We start from the raw sequence: 19041 nt of genomic DNA, 5'->3' as shown, positions 1-19041 counted from the left end.
GGCCAACACCAACTTACTATCGTTTTATAGTAATATGACCTTCGATTTCCAGCAACTGGTTGGCAAAGTCTGGTGCCGACGATAGTGAAGAGATTTCCTGTTTCATCTGTTTTAGTGCAGAAACTTTTTGCTCAATCTCCCTGGCGTCTCCTGGTTTACCTTCATGAATTGCGATAAGCTGCAAATTATGGAAATTAATTTTGGTATTATAAAAGTTGAATAAAATTGATTTTGCGTCTTCCACGGTAAACTTTCCCTGGATAAGTGTAAACTGATTGTTGTGTTGCATATTATTTTAAAATTTGATATTGGTTAGTTTTTATTTACTAGGTGTTCACCAGAACTATGCCTTGCACAAGGGTTTGTTTTAATAGATTGCTAAAGTTTGAAGATAGCAACCGGTAACTGTTTCTTGTTCGCTGATCCGATGCTCAAGTGATCGTAGCTTTAATTTTTTAAAAACGGTAATGTGATTAGGTTAGCTACTGTCCCTGGCCAAGAGAAAATGCATCTACACCGTCAAAGGCATACAGGTTTTCGCTTTTGATCACCTCAAGTCCAGCCAAAGTAGCAGTAAGAAACAGGCCAATAATTTTTCTCTGGTCAATAAAGGTATCTCTGGCTGGCATGAACCGGCATCTCCAGTGATCAGTGCAGAAAGTTTCCGGAAATCCACCAGGCCAAACCTTAATTCCCCTATTGGTAATCATCGAAAGTTCAATTCCTGCTGTCTCGATCGTTTTAAGTTTCGCTGCAAGCGCATCCGGGCTGTTGCCTGTCCAATGAAAAAAGAGATCTATTCCCTTAAGTTCTTTAGTCTTCTGAGGCTTTCTCACGTATTTTGGAAGTTTAAGTGCCGAACTGCCTGTGTAGGAAACTGGTTGAAGTATTGAAGGCTTTAGGCCGAGATTGTTTATCACCGCACTGGCAAATGCTTTGGTACCTACAAGGATACTACTCTTTCCCGGTTTATAAATATCTTGTGTATGCACACCATCTTCAATCGTTTTAAGCCAGGCATTATGGATTTTTTCTGCCGCTGGAGCCTGCCCAATATGGTTTAGCATCATTATTGCACCGTGAATCAGGCCCGAGGGATTTGCTACATCCTGTCCCGCAATTGTAGGTGCAGAACCATGAATGGCTTCGAACATTGCGCAAGATTCACCGATATTAGCAGAACCGCCGAGGCCAACGGATCCGGTAATCTGTGCCGCAACATCACTTAAGATATCTCCATATAGATTTTGCATCACAATCGCTTCAAAACATTCTGGTGTATCTGCCAGCTTAGCTGCACCGATATCCACAATCCAGTGTTCTTTTTCTATATCAGGATATTCGTTTCCGATCTCATTAAACACCTGGCGGAACATTCCGTCGGTTTGTTTCATGATGTTATCTTTGGTAAAGCATGTCACTTTCTTTTTGTTGTTTTGCAAAGCATATTCAAAAGCGTATCTCACTATCTTTTCGCAACCAGGGCGACTGATGAGTTTAAGGCACTGGATAACTTCATCGGTCTGTTGATGCTCAATACCTGCATATAGATCCTCTTCATTTTCTCTTACAATCACCACATTCATTTCGGGATGCTTGGTTTCGATAAAGGGGTAATGACTTACGCATGGTCTTACATTGGCATAAAGGCCGAGGAACTTTCTGGTACTTACATTTATACTTTTATATCCACCGCCTTGTGGAGTGGTGACGGGGCCTTTTAAAAATATTTTATTCTTTCTGATGATTTCCCAGGCTGCAGCATCAATACCAGAGGAGTTACCATTTAAGTACACCTTTTCACCAATATCAACATAATCCATTTGGATTTCGGCTCCTGATGCTCGTAAAATGGAAAGTGTTGCCTCCACTATCTCGGGGCCGATACCGTCACCCTTTGCAATTGCGATTCTTGTCATAAGATTAAATTATTTTCTGATGCAAAGTTGAAGTCTAATTTTCATATATTTTCATTTATATTTGCGATAGAAAACATAAAATTATTTTATGAATTATACGTTGCATCAGCTTCAGATATTTCTGAAAATTACTCAAACCAAAAGCATTACCAAAGCCGCTCAGGAACTCCATCTTACACAGCCGGCCGTATCCATACAATTAAAAAATCTGCAAGACCAGTTTAATATCCCACTCACAGAAGTAATGGGAAGGCAATTATATGTAACCGACTTCGGAGCTGAGATTGCCATTGCTGCAGAAAAAATACTTGGGGAAGTTTATGCGATTAATTACAAGACTATGGCTTATAAAGGTCAGCTAAGCGGCAGGCTCAAGCTCTCGGTAGTGTCTACAGGTAAATATGTAATCCCTTATTTTCTGTCAGATTTTCTGAAACAGCACCAGGGTATAGAACTTGTGCTTGATGTGACCAATAAGGCCAGGGTAATAGAAAGTCTCGAAAAAAACGAGGTCGATTTTTCCTTAGTCTCTGTATTGCCGGAGAAACTTGTGGTAGAGTCCATAGAGCTTATGCAGAACAAACTTTATCTTGTCGGATCCGGACGGGAACCCCAGCCAGTTAAGGCCAATACCTACGAAGTGCTTGAAACGCTTCCTATCATCTACAGGGAACAAGGCTCAGGCACAAGGTATACGATGGAACGATACATTTCCAAGCATAACCTCAATGTGAAGAAAAAAATGGAACTTACTTCAAATGAAGCCGTAAAACAAGCAGTTGTGGCCGGTCTTGGTTATTCTATTATGCCACTGATTGGCATCAAAAACGAACTCCTAAATGGCGAGTTATGTATTATTCCTGTAAAAGGTTTGCCGCTCAGTTCAGTCTGGAACATGATTTGGTTAAAAAACAAGTCCTTTTCGCCAGTAGCAGCCGCTTTCTTGTTGCATCTTCAAAAGGAAAAAACCAGGATCATTGCTGATAAGTTTTCCTGGTTCGAGCAGTTTGTTGCCAGTCAGAATAGTTGAAAGCTATTAACCTGAATTTGATAATTATTTGTTAAAAATAGTGTTGTGAAAGCAATAAGTTTATAAGTTCCTAAATAGCTAAAGGAGTGCTTTGAAACTGCTCATGGATTACAATAGTCGCAATATCGCGGATCTTCATTCCTTTTTTCATGCGGATAAAGTTGCTCTTCGGTATGATTGCATTTTTGACATGTATAGGTATGCGAAAGCGTATTTTTTGTCGGAAGTCTACATTCAGCACATGGGAGTCCTGGATTTACTTTTGAAACATCATACCCGGGAAAACTACAGTGAGGACATATACGCAATATGCTTTGGACAAGCTTTTCTCCTGCCTCAGCAATAACGGCCATACGCATAGGATTGTACATGGCCCGCATATCGGTCTCCAAAACAACCGATCCATAGTCCCCTAAGTATCTATTAAAATATTCTCTTAGTATTTCCCAATCCTGAATACCCTTTTTTACCTGCGTACGTTGCTGGTTTGAAATGATAAGCCCGTGACCGGGAAACCTGGCTGAATTGGCAAAATGAGCGGCAGTTTCCCAGTCAGTAAAGGTTTTTGCACCAAAGTTTGTTTTTAGGCTAACAATTCTCGCCCTTACACAGATATCATTTTCAAGGTCCATAAATACGAGTATTTCCTCGTCGGCAGGTATAAAATAAATGAATGGGTGAGGGCCGAAAGATCCTTCACTTCCTACGGCCAAACCACAGCCAACGATTCGGCAAGCATCCACGCATTTTGCTTTTGCTGCCTCGAGTGGATCCATTTTACGCAGTATTTCTCCGGAAAAAGTTCCGTAGAGATCTGTATTGAAACTTTCCGGAACGATGGTTTCTACACCAAGTGCTTTTTCAAGTATTGGACTTAATACGCTTTCCTTACCATGCATGGTCGCTATAACCAGCTTTCTTCCTTTAAAATTCAAGATTTATTTTTTATTTATTTCAAACCATAGATAATCTATGCAAAGTAGCCGGCTCTTCACAATCTATCAACAACCAGCTTTCATCACTTTGATAAAGATGGATTTGATTGTCATCTTGTGGATTTATGACCAAAAGGTATATCCATTCGTTGATAATGAGTTGCTTTAGCTGAGCATTTTTTAAGAGTATCTGTTCAATTCTTTCAATCGGCGCCTGGATAATAACAGATAGCCTGAGGGGCTGATGGTGAATCGTACGGTCGGAACTATTTACCGACTGCAGCGGAAGCCCATACTTAAGGTCTCCTCCATTGCCCCTCATCACACCAAACCTTCCGGTAACATTGTGGGTTATTTTTGACCCTCCGCCAAATTTTTCATTATCTACTGTAGAAAAATAATAGTGGCTGTTGATCCATTGGGTAACAACCATTGGACCCTGCATAATCATTTCCAGGGAAAGTCCGTCATGGTCCGTTTCCCAGTCATAAGAGTGCAAAAAGCACCTGCCTTTTAGATTCAGCTCTCTGGTAACGTTGCGAGGTGCAATGATGAAGCCGGCATTTCCGGCAAGCCCCCATTCAGGTCTGGTTTCTGCCCAGTTTGTTGATTTTTTATGTGCTAGATTCATCCCGTTTTTCTCTTTGAGCCTTTCTGCGATAGCTTGTTGCTGAACCTCTTTCAGATCTGATTTGAGCAACCTGATCATTAAATGATGTGATGCAGGCGCTTCTATGTCGAAAAGTTCCAATTCATCAGTAACAGTATTGTGCTCAGCACCCAAAAAGAAGGTCTGCTCTGGAATATCTATGTTAAATTCTGTTCTAAGCAGTGTCCTGACTTCCGGATGATTGGCCAGTGTGGCCAGCATCCTGGCGTTGTGGCGACCCGGACTTGCCGCACAGGCTCCGCAATCTAAACTTGATGCAAATGGATTGTTAACAGAATGGCTCCCATGGCCCGCAACGACAACCAACGGCGCAAAATCTTTCCAGCCTAACAGCGCAAAGGCCGACTTTACAATGGCTGCTTTTTCCCTGATTTGTAGCTGCTTCTCTGTGCTTTTATTGTTGTTTGCATTTAAATGTGTTATGCAGCTATTTTCATGGCCTGGTTTATTTACTAATCTCGTTGAATTTCTTAGTCCTCGCCATAACAGTGCCATTCCATAGAAAAGACCGGTTCCCTCTACGTAGCCAAAAGCCGAAGGAAGCATATTTTTCATGCGCTGACCGAGGAAATCCATAAATGCCTTAACGCCTATTTTCTGATGATAAGCTGACATTTCCGAAGCCCTTCCCGGTAATGGCTTCTCTGAAATGGTGTATGCTGAGGAAAGAATAGGTGGACATGATTTACGCAAGAGGCCCGTACCCGGATCCTCGTAATCAGCCGCTATTCCAAAAAAACCTGCATAACCAAAAGTTTCATATTCTCGTTTCGCTTCAATATGCCTCCTAATAAGCTCAGACCTGGTATCAATACAAAAAACAAATTGGGCCAAAGGCTTTGTTTTCGTTTGACTTTCAATTTTCATTTGCTTCAAATTGTTGCCGATAGCTTTCCTCAGACTCATTTGCCAGCTTTTTTCCCAGGCTTTTAGCCATAACATTTTTAAGCTGAACATATCATTCTGTTTCTGATCTGTAGTACGTTCGGTATAGATGCCGCACGCAATCTTATTGGCTATACATAAACGCACTGCCAGGTAATCCTTCAGGGTGATTGGGTACTTCCGCTGCCATGGTGAGCATTCGCTCATTCTGTATTTAATATAACCGGCCCAGCCTGGCATGGCTGCGAGGTGCTCGGTAAAGATGCTCACACACTCCTGGTACGAATAGCCCATCAGGTAAGCCGAAAGCGCCTGGTCTGCTGTTTCCGGTATTTCATTCTCTGAGCTAATTCCAATCTCCTGATCATAGATGCCCAGTTTGCGCCAACAAGAAAAAAAGCCATTTTCCCGTCCGGGCATTTCCCATTCACCCATGCCTTCATCCATAAAGGCGCAAAGCCACTTGGCAATAATCCTGTCTAGCTTACGGTTTTCGTTAACTGGTTTGCTATCTTTTAACCGTTCCATTTCTTTGAGGTAAAATTCGCTCTGCTGATGTAACCCAGCTTCTTCCAGCATCTTTTTTAGGATATGATTATTGATTTCTCCAGAGGTCCACGCCTGAGCGAACATTGAGGATGAAGGAAGAACGGAGGCATCAAGGTATTTGCTTGCTTTCCTGATCGCGTGCCCGAAAGTTTTGTCCTCATAGCCAGATAGGGGATTGGAGGTTACAAAGCCATAAAGCGGCCAGGTTTTTCCAATAACCGATGATGCTTCTTCGATACTGGCTGTAAAATCTGAATTGATCATATTTATTTATTTTTATAGTTTAGAATAGTGTGACGGTAAGGTTGGCTGATATTCAATAACTTTACGTATAGCCAGGGGAAATTTTTATACAATCCCAGCTTCATGATGAAAAAGCCCAGCAGAAAAACTACACCGAATAGGATTTGTACCAACGAAAGAGGAGATGGCACTTCAACAAAGGCAAAATCTTTCATAAGGTAGCTTACGCCATTATATATTAGTGCATAGCTGCCTATACCTGCCGGAAATACCAACAGCTGAAGTACAAGTTTTTGTCCGAAGGTTAGTATACTTTGTTTTACGATGTTATAGGTTGCCTGTCCTACTGTAATCGCGACAACTAATATTAGAAAAATGCCACTGTCTAACACTTTTCCTTTTCCTGTTAGCCATGCAAAAAATCCTGCTCCAATAATTCCGCTCATTATTACAACAAGGGCCTGTAATGGCCTGATCAGTATTGGCATTGGTTTTTCAGGCACAGATGCCTTAATGTTTTCTCCGGAGGAAAGGAAAAGGTAGGCTTTATAAAATCCATGAAGAATTAAATGCGTCACCGCAGCATTGAAAAAACCCAGCCCGCATTGCATAATCATAAAGCCCATTTGAGCAATTGTCGAACAGGCCAGCTTTTGCTTAACGCTAACCTGAAGTAATTTTGTAAACTGGGCAATGATGGCGGTAAGGCCCCCAACTGCAAATAGCAGGGTCAGTACATCTGCATGAACCATTAACGATGCAAACAGTGTAAGTATAATCCCCGAACCATTGACAAACCCCGCATGCATAAGGGCCGAGGCAGGAGTAGGCGCTGTCATGGCAGAGAGCAGCCATCTATGAAAGGGGTAAATGGCTGACTGTATTAAACAGGAAAAAATAATAAATAGCGAAGATACCAAAAGGGTTGGCTTAGGTAAACTGCTCAGCGCAGGTATAATCTTAGCTTGGGTGAATTTCTCTGTGCTAAATGCAAGTAACAATACACCTGCGCTAAGCATCACCCCTGACAAAATGAAGAACTTTTGCGCATATTCTGACGCAGCACAGGCTTCCGGCCAGTCAGATTCTATCCCAATCAGTCTTGCCATGAAAAATCCCATTAAGAACCAGGAAATTAATAATGCAACAACGTGATCGGCAGCTACCAAAACCATTACTGATAAGGTAAAGCCCAAACAGAGTGCTGCAAAACGTGTTCGGTATCTGAATCCTGTAAGATAGGTTGAGCTATAAATGCTCACCAGCGTACTGAAAAAGCTTACTACACCCCAAATCAGAAGTGTAAAGGCATTTATTCTGAAGAGTCCCCAAAAGTTAAAGTCCAAATGTACGGTTGTTGCGATGAGCATAATAAGGACCGTGGCAAGAAACACTATAGCGCATATAGCTGTAACTACATAACAGTAGTAGTTGGAAATTTTTCTCTGAGGCCTTATAAAAGGAGTTTCAAATGCTTGTTTTAAGTTCATGTTGTAATGGATGTTTTTATGTATTACGGCGCAAAACTGTCGAAAATCAATTATAAATTTTTATTTATATTTTATATATAATACATAAATATATTTTATATTTATTCGGGGTGAAATGATACGAAGGATTTTCCTTTAGAAGATTCTGTCGGAGGTCAGGGCGGGAAAACCGGATTAATTTAGCATTTGCAGAAAATTACATGCCATCACGGTATTAAGCGAAAAAATGATTACTTCAAGGCCTAATTTTTTAGCAATTAAAGCTTGTTATTGGTAATAAGATGCTTGCCCCGTATTTGATTTCAGGCCTTTAAATAATTATAATCTGCTAATAAAACAATTTTATCAGTATGAATAAGAATATGGGTTAATGCGATAGCCGTGGTGATCAGAAATAATAATGTTCATAAAACATCTTCAGCGCAGATTATTAATCGAGCTCAGATTTTTATCTTAGGTATTCACGAACATTAAATGGTTTGCATTTGATCGCTATCGAATTGAGGTGGGAGTGACGATAGTTCTAAAAACCTAAAATTTACGGAAGACGGCTATGGTTTTTCTTTTTTTTATGCAAAAAAAATAAACTTTCGGCGATGGCACACCTGCACTGGTTCTTAGTCGTTAGCAGAGGCGAGCCCACGCCGAAAGGCAAAGCGAAAAGTAGTTGATTATTCCTGTTAAAATGATCCGATAAATGATCATTCAATAAAGCGATAAGGAATAACCGTTATTTTCGTTTAAAGATTGTAAGAGGCATATGTAAAAAAATGTCTTTTATATTGATGAAAATGAGTAGGTTATGCCTTTTTTAGATTGCATACTATACATAAAGTTACCATCTGCCTTCCTGGCTATTGCATTTACCTCTTTAATTTTTATCTGGTTTGAGGTCCTGATTTTAAAGGGTTCTCCATTTAATGACTTGATGGTTCCGCTGTGCAGTTTTCCGTCCTTCCATTTAAGTGATACTTCAAAACCGCCTCTGGCTTTCAGTCCGGTAATGTGTCCGCTCGGCCAGGCAGTTGGTAGTGCCGGTAATAAATCAAGGATGTAAGCATCCTGGCCATTTGCGCTGGTATATGTTTCCATACTTTGTAACAGCATTTCAGTCATGCCTGATACCGCTCCAAAATTTCCATCAATCTGAAATGGGGGATGGGCATCAAAAAGATTGGGATAGGTACCACCAGCATCCGCCATGATGGTTTCAGTCTGGTAAGTGGCGCGCAGTTGATTTGATAAAAGCTTATGCGCATGATCACCCTCTCTTAACCTAGCCCAGAAATTTTCTTTCCAGGCGATAGACCAGCCGGTGCCATCATCGCCACGTAACTCCAGGGTTTTCCTGGCGGCTTTAGCCAGTTCAGGCGTACCCAGGGCAGTGATCTGTCTTCCCGGGTGCAGGGCAAATAAATGCGAAACATGCCGGTGATGCGGATCGCCCGAATTCAGGTCCCAGTCTTCATTCCACTCCTGCAACTGTCCGGCTTTGCCGGTTTTTAAAGGACTGATTCCGTCGCGTACTTTTTTCACCTGAAGTTGAAAAGCCTGATCGTCATTTAAAGTTAATGCAGCCTGTGCCACATTGTTCAATAAATCCCAGATGATGGATTTTTCCATTGTTGCTCCTTCGGTTACCGTTCCGCTTTTACGATCATTGGTAACAAAGTAATTTTCAGGAGAGGTAGAGGGTGAGGTCACCAAGAAACCATTTTTATCTTTTATTAGGGTTGCCATATAAAATTCTGCTGCACCTTTTAGCGTTGGGTAGATGGTTTTCAGATAATTTTTATCGCGGGTAAAAGCATAGTGTTCCCAAAGATGCTGGCAGGCCCAGCCACTTCCACCGATAAAAACACCCCAGGGTAGGTCTGCACCCGGACTTGTCCAGGCCCAGCCATTGGTGGTGTAACCATAAAACCATCCCGGTGTCTGCGGGCCATAATAGGTTTTGGCGGTTTTGGTTCCGGGTTTCACCAGGGCCTGTGTCAGGCGGATCATCGGCAGATGCATTTCTGATAAGTTGCTTTGCTCAGCAGGCCAGTAATTCATCTCATAATTAATATTTGATTTGTAATCGCATTTCCAGGGTAAATCAAGTCCATCTCCCCACAAACCCTGCGAATTAGAAGGGAGCAGGTTACCGGGACGGCTGGAAGAAATCAACAGGTACCTGCCATATTGATAAAAAAGTGTCGCAAAGGAAGGATCTGCCAGTCCATTGCCATAAGCTTTTAAACGTTCATTGGTAGGTAATCCTGGATCTTTATTGTTGCCAAGTTCGAAGTTTACCCTGCGGAAATACGGCTGATATTCATTGATGTGGTCTTTCTTTAATGCCAGGTAAGGCTTATGGATTGCCCGTTCCATGCGTTGCGTTACGGCTTCATGCGGATCTTTTCCAAGGAAAAATTTTTCATAATCCAATGTATAAGAGGTCCCTGCCGCCATGATAATCGTTAGCTCATCAGCATTAACAACTTCAAGGTCCTGCCCCGAAACCTTAACCGAACCACCGGTGTTTAGTACAGTAAGCTGTACTTCATAGGTTAATTTTCCATCGGCATGGCCTGTCATGATAAGCGTATTAGGTGCAACAAAACGCGTTTTGGCATTTTCGATCCTGCTCAGCCCTAGTTTCAGGCTCAAACTACCTTTTTTAGAAGCGCTCAGGCGCTGAACCATAGCCTGATCTGCCGCACTGGAAAAGATTTCCCTTTGATAAGCAATGCCATTTACACTAAAAGAAATACCTGCGATAGCCTGGTCGATGTTTAGCCAGCGGCGGTAACCCTCCACAGGCTTCCCTTCAGGTAACTTAAACTTCATGGTCAAATTGCCTAAGGTCTGATAGGAAGCATTGTATGGTGCAGGGGAAGTAAAATGATCACGTGTTAACTGTTCAGCCAGTTTATAGTTTTGATTCCGTATCGTTCGCCTGATGGTATCCAGATACTGGTAAGCATCCTTGCGGTCTGCATCAGGCTGTGGATCACCAGACCATAGTGTAATTTCATTGAGTTGAAGCTTTTCATTTGACGGGTGCCCAAAAATCATGGCACCGAACTGACCGTTTCCAATAGGTAAAGCTTCTTCCCACACTTTGGCAGGTGAGGTATACCACAGGGTTTTATTGTTAAGCGGTAGGAGTGGTGCAGTGCTTTTGGTTTGAGCATAACCTAAGCCTACCTTAAATAGCATCGAAATGCTGAGGAGACCGGTCGTAAAGTTTAGTTTCATTCGAAAAGATGATAGGATACTGAAAATAAATGTCTTTAAGTTTATTGTTTAATGTATTAATCAGGTTGTTGATTATCGGTTGCCCGTAAATTGCCAGGAATCAAAATAAAATAAATCATGTTTTCCCTTAAATACAAAGTAAAGATCATGCGAACCGGTTAACGATTTAACCGGTGTTTTTATGCTTCTCCAAACATCACCCTCGCCTTTATAGTTAACATTCACTACTCCTAACAGCGGACCGTCTATGGCGTCTATTCGTACTTCGATCTGACCTCCGTAGACTGCTGCTACTAATACCTCCAAAGTATTTGCTCCCTTTGAAAAGTCTACGCTTCTTATTTTGATATAGTCTCCGTTGTGGATGGCGGTAAGTACCATTCCTGAAGGAATTTTTCCGCCATTTGTAGCAGATTTAAGATTTCCCAGCGTTGATGCCACCACTGTTTTAACACCTTCACTGTAAGCCATGGTAACTGCTCTTACGTTTTGATATGGATTGATCGTTCCGGCACTTTTCAGCCCTTCAGGTGTCCAGAACGGAAGCTTTTCAATGGTGCCGTCTGCCCTGTACCTGAGTTCCTTAACCCGAACTGAACGGCGCTCGTAAGGCTGGCTCATCGTTTTCATTCTCAAGCTTTGGTCAAATCCGAATACGTAAGATTTTCCTTTGTAATCAATAATTCCCGGGTGATTGCCGCCGGATCGCGGGTCTCCATCCATAATCATACCTGCGTATTTCCATGGTCCTGTGGCGGTTTCGCCCATAGCATAACCTATACCTTCGGGGCAGCAGGTAGAGGCATAGGCCATATAATATTTCCCTTTCCGTTTCCAGGCCCAGGGACCCTCCTGATAATGAAAAAAATCATGATCTGCTTTACCTTTTGCGAATGAAGGATCTTTGATGAGATCACCAGAAATCGAAATCATATCTTCATTAAGCTTAACATACCAGAGATTAGGATTGCCCCAATACAAGTATGCCTGTCCATCATCGTCAATCAAAACACTTGGGTCGATATCTTCCATCGAATTTTTGATCAGTGGCCTTCCAATAGGATCTCTGAATGGTCCGTATGGGCTGTCGGCTACCATTACACCAATACCAATGGCATTTGGCATAGAGCAATAGAGGTAAAATTTTCCATTTCTGGCTATGCATTGGGCGGCCCATGCACCATCTTCTGAATTTGCCCATTTAAAATCCTTTACAGATGCTACAGCACCATGATCAGTCCAGTTAACCATATCTGTGGAGGTATACAGTAACCAGTCTTTCATTCTGAAGCCGAATGCCTGGTCGTCATCATGTCCGGTATACAAAAAAACGGTGTCTTTATATACCATAGGAGCAGGATCAGCCGTAAATTTAGTTTGAACAACAGGGGTTTGGGCTAATGCTATCCGTGTAAAGCAAAATATGGTTAATGCGATGCGTAAAAGTTTTAGTTTCATTTTGAGAAGATTGACTATTTATTATTTGGTTATACCTGTTTTGCAGACATTCAAATATAATCTCCTGATGATGTGATAAATTTATCTGAAACCGACATTTTTTATCACTATTCCGATATTAATCGTTTTTCCTCTTGATTGTGGTGGTATTTAACCCATTTTTTCTTGCGAAGAAAGCGTTAAAAATGCTGTTAAAAAAGAAAGCCCCATTAAAGGAGCTTTCGTAGATGTTGATTATATTTTAAATTCAGACACATATTTTTTATAATATGAGCTCAAACGGTCAACTTTTAGCTGAACCCATCATTTTTGTAATTGATTTTTTAATTACATCCACAGGTAAAATGATTGTGGCCGTTCGGCTGTGTCTGGCAATGTTAATGCCCATGAAGTTTCCATTGCTGTCGAAAACCGGTCCTCCGCACTCATCCGACCGGATGGCAGCATCCTGAACAAATACTTTTTCAAACCCGTCAGAGCGCAAACTTCTTTTCCCTTTATAGTTACGGGTAATGTCGCGCGTTGGCCTGTCTGTAAAATCAATATCTATGTTAGAGGTTTGATTGTTCCTGATGATGCCTAAAGTAAGGTGATCACCGATCATCAGACGGTTCATTTCCTGATCATATCCATCTTCGTTTTGTACTTTTTTGCCGTTTACAGCTATGATCTGATCGCCGATTTTCAATACCTGATCGGCAGGATAGCCACGCGCAAGATCTTTCACCATCATCTTGCCAGCTTCTTCAAGCACCAATGACCCCAATTGTGCACGGCTAAATAGTAGCGGTAGCTGGATTTCTATTGTACTGATAATCCCTGTTTTACAATCTTTAGGATCTATAGGTGAGTATAAAAATTTCCCAAGATCATCTTGGCTTAGTGGTTTATATGTCGCTTTCGCGATTTTTATACCTTGGAAATTACTCATGTTATCAGCGGCACTTAAAAGTACCAGGTCATTTTCAAAATCACGACCTAATACACTAAGCTGGATTTTTACACCATTATGCATTATCCAGGGCTGTTCACCAAGCATAGAACTTTTACTGACCCAAAATGCCCGTTGCTGGCCATTTTGCTCTACGTTGATTGCGGTGGACATAATTTGCTGTTGAATATTGTCCTTTGTACTATGCAAAGTAGTAACCTGGTTTAAAAACTCATGCCCCAGCGGTGAGAAATGAGCGGGCGGAGCCACCGTAAAACGCTTGCTTGCCATTACGGGTAGAAGCGGTTCGGATATTGGTAATTGGTGGTAATTAACTGGTTTTTGTAACGCGCTCCAATATTGGCGGAACAAATTAACAGGAATATCAAAATTTTCATCCTCGTTGATCTGTACTTTATCGCGGATGCCAATCAATTTACCTTGTAAATCGAATAGGGCACCGCCTGAATCTCCAGGTTCCATTTTACAGGTAGATTCCATAAAGCCATCACCTGCATCTAAACTGGTCAAACGTCCGAAACGGAGATTGGGTTTGGTTTGAAAAAAACTGCCGGGGTAGGAGATGGCCAGGCAGCCTTCTCCTAAAATCAGGTTTCTGTTATCACCCATTGTTACAAATGGCCAGGAGTCGTTGCCTTCCATCTTGAGCATGGCTAGGTCGAATTGTTTATTTTCGGCATCTATTGCAATCTTCCCCAAAGCAATGGCCACACCTTTTTTGCCGTCAGGGAATTCTACCCGGTATCGATAGGTAGGCTGAACAGAATGCGCGGCGGTTAATATAGTGCCATCTGAAGAAACGATTACCGCACTAAATCCACCAAAATCCCGATCTGCCAGCGTATCCCTGATCACCAATTTAATGCAGGCATTTACCGCCCCCAAATGCGTTTTGCGTAACAAACTTTCTATTTTTTTTGCAGATTTGACCTCCTGCTGCGCCTGCGTTTTTGCTACTAGATTTGAAAAAAGTAATAACAGATAAGCTATTTTAAAAAGATTTCTCATTTTTTAGAGAAGATTTGATCTAATTTTTGTGTGAGCTCCTCACCCCGGAGGTTTATGGCCAATATATTGCCATTGCCATCCAAGAGGAAATTAGAAGGGATGGATTGTAAACCATAGTATTTCAGGATTTCCCAATCTCTCACCTGTTTCCACGGAAGACGATCTTCATTTACTGCTTTTTTCCATTTAGCCACATCTGTATCACATGATATTCCCAAGATATCAAATCCTTTTGCATGGTGTTTATTGTAGTTTTCTAACAAATTAGGATTTTCTTGTCGGCAGGGTACGCACCAACTTGCCCAAAAATCGACCAGTACAATTTTACCTTTATAATCCGCCAGTGTAACCATTTTACCATCTATATCTGCAATGCTAAATGACTTTAATGGTTTTCCGGTTGCCGAGAGTTGTAAAACAGAGAGACCTTTTTTTACTGAAATCCCTGCTGAGGATTTTTTTAAGGACTGATCCATGCCCTGGAATAGTGCATTTGCCCTGTCATAATCTATCCTGGAAGAAATTAGTAAATTCAGCAAATGCAGACTTACGTAGCTTTTTGGATTATTCCTGATGTACTGCTCTGCCAGGCCGCTTGAAATCATCTGTCCGATTTTAAACAGCTGTGGTTTCACCACAGTAGAATCGGCACTGCCATTGGCCATTAGCGCATCCAGGCTATCAGCCTGTTTAATTAACGACATCCTTGCTTTAATGTAAGCATTAAATACATTTTGGGTAGGGGCACCGGTAATGCTGAGATTCATGATAGAATCCAGGTTGTCTACACTTCCGCGTAGCTTCAGTTCTCCACGTTCCGCAAAAAAAGGATAATCAAAACTTTGCCCCTGAAATGGAAGTTTTAATGTAGCCATAACCGGAGTATCTATTGGTGCAATTACGTTGAATGCGCCATTTTTGACAGCTATACGATCATTGTGTGTTTTCCCATTAAGCATATAACTTAAGGATATGCTATCAGCATTACATCCACCCAACTGGCCGCTCAACCGCATTTGTGCCTGTAACTGGCTCTTTACTGAAAATACCAGCAACATTAAAAGAAGATAAATTTTGTTCTTCACTTTTTTATTTTTATTAATTTAATTTTTTAACCTTCTCAATAACTGCGGTCATTTCTGCTACCAGATCAGGAGTTGAACCGCTGAACCCTACACTGCTTAAACGGATAAAACCATTACGATCGATAATGAATTTATGTGGTATGCCGCCTACTTTGAAGCTTTCTGCTACCTTATTTTGTTTGGTATCTTTAGTTCTTAAATCTACATAAAGTGGTAGTGTAAAATCGTGTGCTTTAAAATAAGCCATTGATTGGTTTTTAACCTTCTCAAAAGTTTCACCAGTGATTTCTTTGGTGTGAATAAAAAGAAATTTCACTTCAGGATCATTTTTGTATTTATCTACCAACATTTGCATGCCGGGCAGTGCAGCCTTACAAGGCATACACCAGGTGGCCCAAAAATCGATTACCATGATTTTGTCTCTAAAATCTTTCAAAGATACCGTGTTGCCGTTGGCATCCAGCAGTTCAAACTCTGGTGCTTTTTCTTTGATTAAGTTTTCACCTTTGTAGTCCTTGTACTTCGCTTCATACTGTTTTACCCTTGAAATCTCGATAGAATCAAGATGTGCTTTTACATCTCTGTTCGGGTACATGAATTGATAGGCACGTTTATATTCACTTTTGACTTCTTCATCCTCTGTCTCTTTGTTGATCATTTTTTTGAGGGCTGGAAAAGCTGCCCTATAGTTGCCACTTTTGCTTAGTAAAATGTTGTAGTGATCCATTTCATTCTGAGTAGGATTTGGAGTCAGATCTAATATCTTTTTCGCAATGATGGCCGCATTTTTATAATCCTGCTTTTGTTCCAGAAGATAACGCTTCATATTCAGGAGCATCACTCGTTCTTCTGCAGGTAAGTTTTTTTGTGAAAGGGTTTGGTTAACACGTAACGTAACCTGTTTTGATATCTTCGGGTCATTTACCAAAGCCAGTTGAGACCAGGCCATTACGCGATCCTGGTCTTTTGTTTTTTGCAAATAGGCCATGGCCTGATTAAAGTTACCTGCTCTGGCATAATCGCCGACAATTAATGCATAGATATAGCCATATTTTTGGTTTGGAAATTCCTTTTTCAAGGAAGCCAGTATGGCCAGTTTTTTATTCAGGTCCTTCTCTGCAAAAAACTTTTCCTGTGCTTTATTAAAAGCAAATTGTTCTTTAGGCATGCGTTTCGCTGCGAGTTCATCCCATTGACTACGGGACCAGCCTTTGTTCAGTCCATATTGAGTAAGTAGCATAAGGTCTTCTTCAGATCCGCTCGCCAGTGCATTAATTTTTTGATTGAGTACAATGGTATCCTGAATATTCTTAAGTCCTTTCAGCTCTTTTTTAAGATCACGCGTGCTTTGCGCAGATAGCTGAACGAAACAACTTACTGTTAGAATGAAACAAATGATTATTTTACGAAACATATATGTTTTTTTAATAGATTAATTGATTTAATTGGCCCTACGATAACTTATGGATGAAATTTCTCCAAAACCATCTATTTTCTGATCATAAGTTCCGTTAGTAATCGTCCCAAGGTTATTTACTTTGAAGAAGTATACTGATCCTCCGGTGGCCTGGTTAGCAGCAACAACCAGCGTTTTGCTATCCGTCTGATCCATCTGGATTTGTTTGATTTGTGTCCCTGACGGGAATGTATAAAGCAGTTTGGCCGAGTTCGCCAGAATATCATATAAATAAATGCTGTTATCTGTAGCGTAATATAACTGCCTCAAAGTAAGCGAAGCCGCAAATGATTTAGCAGAAGCAATCTCGGGGCTATTCAGCATTTTTTGATTAAGGCGTGGCGATGCACCTGATAATGAATAAAGGAAGCGATCGCCATTGGTATCCTGCATCACAAAGAAAAAATCTTCTGATGAGTTTGTTTTCACACCATCCATAGCGCCTACCATCAACATACCTGTATTTCCAATATTAAAAGCAGCAGAAGAAGAGCCAAAAGTTGGGATTAAACTAAAGCTGCCAAATGGTACATACATAAAGCGTTTGTACTTGTTGTCATAAAAATAGGTAGAGAATAAAGCGCTGGTGATTACTTTAGGGTACAGGTTGTAGTCTCCATCTAATCTGGCAGAATAGGTAACATTCGCAGGGTCGTTAAGCATGGATGCAGCGTAAAGACCTCCATCATTAATCACGTACTCTTCAGTTGTAAACTTTGATACACTAAAAGCAAATTTATCTTTCACCGGTGTAAAACTAATGGTTGATTTTCCTGAAACTAAAAAATCGTTTGCACTAAAGCGGTAACTTCCTTTATCGGTAAAAAAACTTAGTCCGAAACGACTTCCGTCACCATTGTAGAAAAGATTAGCGGCAACAGCATTCCCCGGAAAGATGGTTTGATTTACAGCGCCGGCCGGGTTATAAAACACCTTATAATCCGAACGGATAAAGCCTAATTGAGCATTACCCGATGTAGTGTTGCTCACCAGCCACCCCTTACCAAATGCACTGTTAACTTGTACGGTATAAACCTTAAATGTGGATACACCAGTGGCCGAATTTGTAATTTTATATTCCAGGTTATAACCATCCTTTAAAGGTGGATAACTAATTACCGCTTTTAATGCCTGAGCGGTAGACAGAACTTTTTCATCAATTCCATCCACCGGAGAGACGGAGTAAATTTTCCATTGATAGGTAAATCCTTCTCCCGCAGGCTTGCTTTGGCTAATCTGCGGATTGATTTTGAGTGTATCAAACTGGACAATAGACAAATTTGCATTGTCATCTTTAATCTCCAGTTCATTTAATTCTTTATAATTAAAGTCCTGACTTTTTTTGCAGGACCACAAGGTGGCACAGCATATCAGTAATAAGTAAATGCAATATTTTATTTTTAACATAACTTAAAATGTAATTGGGTTTCCGAATTCATCAATAAGAGGGCCGTTCAGCTGAACATAATCTGAAAGTGCTTTTTTCAAGTTTACCTGGATCAGAAATAATTCACCTATATCAACCACGTTAGGGTCAAAATTTGTAAGTTCTGTTACCTTGATCATAAATTTAAATTTTACTATACTAAAGTCTCCAAAGAAGAAGGTTAGATTTTGCCAATAATCAGGCTCTATAAGTTGATTAGTGATGTTGACTTTCATTTTTGCAAAGTTTCTGGAAAGATCTACTGCTACTCCCGGCGCACCAGGAACCAGTTCACTCCCTGGATCGACACCTAGCAACAACTGAAAACTTTTGTTGAGCATTTCGGGCGTATTAAACACGACCAGCGGATAGTTAACAAAAATTGCATTTGCTGGTAACTTAACTTCGGGCAAAATGTAATCGACATTTGGACGAGCTGTTGAACCCGCCAATGCTTTTAATTTAATACTGCGTGCTACACTGGCAGGTTTGCCTACCAAACGCATTTTAATAAATATGGTATCTTTTGTTTTAACCGTTGGCTGTAAGGCAAATGAATAATTGGTGCTATCAGGATTTTCGTAATAATCAATAAAGAAACTGATTCCATCCCGGCCTTCAAAAGTTGGTATATCATCTTTCTTGCAGCCTATTGCAAAAACGAGCAAGAATAATATCGTTAAGTATTTCAT

13 protein-coding genes are annotated in these 19041 nt (G+C 40.9%); 1 reads left to right on the top strand and 12 read right to left on the bottom strand.

Annotation, left to right across the window (positions count from 1 at the left end; translation table 11 throughout):
* Window positions 1–16 precede the first annotated feature (16 nt).
* Window positions 17–289: a hypothetical protein gene (locus BM107_RS03490; protein WP_090980325.1), complete on the bottom strand. Its 273-nt coding sequence runs from the start codon at window positions 287–289 to the stop codon at window positions 17–19.
* 193 nt (window positions 290–482) lie between these two features.
* A complete protein-coding gene (locus BM107_RS03485; protein ID WP_090980324.1) occupies window positions 483–1919 on the bottom strand; it encodes an NADP-dependent isocitrate dehydrogenase in 1437 nt (478 codons plus the stop codon).
* Window positions 1920–2007: 88 nt separating this feature from the next.
* Here BM107_RS03485 and BM107_RS03480 point away from each other — a divergent pair, with 88 nt between their 5' ends.
* Entirely contained in the window at window positions 2008–2949 is a 942-nt protein-coding gene (locus BM107_RS03480; RefSeq protein WP_090980322.1) for a LysR family transcriptional regulator, read from the top strand.
* A 101-nt stretch (window positions 2950–3050) separates the two neighbouring features.
* Here BM107_RS03480 and BM107_RS03475 read toward each other — a convergent pair whose 3' ends face one another.
* The 10 genes from BM107_RS03475 to BM107_RS03430 form a co-directional block, all read right to left on the bottom strand.
* Window positions 3051–3884, bottom strand: coding sequence for a DUF6671 family protein (locus BM107_RS03475; RefSeq protein WP_090980321.1), 834 nt, complete (start codon window positions 3882–3884; stop codon window positions 3051–3053).
* Window positions 3885–3903: 19 nt separating this feature from the next.
* The gene (locus BM107_RS03470; protein WP_090980319.1) at window positions 3904–6252 is read right to left on the bottom strand and encodes a DUF2309 domain-containing protein; all 2349 of its coding nucleotides are present in this window, start codon (window positions 6250–6252) and stop codon (window positions 3904–3906) included.
* Between the two features lie 2 nt (window positions 6253–6254).
* A complete protein-coding gene (locus BM107_RS03465; RefSeq protein WP_208864322.1) occupies window positions 6255–7601 on the bottom strand; it encodes a proton-conducting transporter transmembrane domain-containing protein in 1347 nt (448 codons plus the stop codon).
* Window positions 7602–8498: 897 nt separating this feature from the next.
* On the bottom strand, window positions 8499–10964 hold the full coding sequence (locus BM107_RS03460; RefSeq protein ID WP_090980316.1) for a glycoside hydrolase family 95 protein: 2466 nt from the start codon (window positions 10962–10964) through the stop codon (window positions 8499–8501).
* A 72-nt stretch (window positions 10965–11036) separates the two neighbouring features.
* Window positions 11037–12422: a family 43 glycosylhydrolase gene (locus BM107_RS03455; RefSeq protein WP_090980314.1), complete on the bottom strand. Its 1386-nt coding sequence runs from the start codon at window positions 12420–12422 to the stop codon at window positions 11037–11039.
* Window positions 12423–12705: 283 nt separating this feature from the next.
* The gene (locus BM107_RS03450; protein ID WP_090980312.1) at window positions 12706–14382 is read right to left on the bottom strand and encodes a trypsin-like peptidase domain-containing protein; all 1677 of its coding nucleotides are present in this window, start codon (window positions 14380–14382) and stop codon (window positions 12706–12708) included.
* Window positions 14379–15467 (bottom strand): TlpA disulfide reductase family protein, encoded by a 1089-nt coding sequence (locus BM107_RS03445; protein ID WP_139222262.1) that lies wholly within the window; start codon window positions 15465–15467, stop codon window positions 14379–14381. The genes BM107_RS03450 and BM107_RS03445 overlap by 4 nt, the downstream gene beginning before the upstream one ends.
* A gap of 13 nt (window positions 15468–15480) precedes the next feature.
* Window positions 15481–16881: a TlpA family protein disulfide reductase gene (locus BM107_RS03440; protein WP_090980308.1), complete on the bottom strand. Its 1401-nt coding sequence runs from the start codon at window positions 16879–16881 to the stop codon at window positions 15481–15483.
* Between the two features lie 27 nt (window positions 16882–16908).
* A complete protein-coding gene (locus BM107_RS03435; RefSeq protein WP_090980306.1) occupies window positions 16909–18330 on the bottom strand; it encodes a PKD-like family lipoprotein in 1422 nt (473 codons plus the stop codon).
* Between the two features lie 3 nt (window positions 18331–18333).
* Window positions 18334–19041: a DUF4843 domain-containing protein gene (locus tag BM107_RS03430; RefSeq protein ID WP_090980304.1), complete on the bottom strand. Its 708-nt coding sequence runs from the start codon at window positions 19039–19041 to the stop codon at window positions 18334–18336.

It is taken from the genome of Pedobacter suwonensis (assembly GCF_900111825.1).
Lineage (GTDB): Bacteria > Bacteroidota > Bacteroidia > Sphingobacteriales > Sphingobacteriaceae > Pedobacter > Pedobacter suwonensis.
Note: the sequence above shows the minus strand (reverse complement) of the source record. Positions and strands in the feature narration are given on the sequence as shown.